Below are 413 nucleotides of genomic sequence, written 5' to 3' on the forward strand. Positions count from 1 at the left end.
GCCGCATCACCGTCTCGGACGAGAACCGGCTTGCCTGCGTACCAGAGGGTTACGCACTGGTCACTGTTGCAGATACGCCAACCGTTCTCGGTGTGCGTGTTGCCGTTGTAGGTGCGAAATGTCATGACTACTCCTTGCGGATTGAAGCGAATTACTGACCTGTATCTCCGACATCCGTGCGGCGCGAAATGTGCTGCACGGTAAGTCGGTTCAGTCCGGGACCGCCGATAGCACCGCGACCAGGAGCCATCTCTGTGATGAAAATCTGCACCTGATAGCCGGAGTCAGGGACGACGACTGAGGTGATGTTCGTGGACGAGAAGATGTCTTTCGAGTCGAGGCGGGTTCGCTGGAACGAAAACGTGGAGCCGTCCGGTCGCAGCACGCGAATCTCCCATTCGACCATCCCCGAC

At 58.1% G+C, this 413-nt stretch carries 1 protein-coding gene; it reads right to left on the minus strand.

All coding sequences use genetic code 11. The features are described 5' to 3' along the window. Positions 1–151: 151 nt before the first annotated feature. Positions 152–413 (minus strand): hypothetical protein (locus AC3XQU_RS23030; protein ID WP_489876482.1); only part of this gene is annotated, 262 nt, incomplete at its 5' end.

The organism is Telluria sp. AZSoR62, from assembly GCF_058111565.1.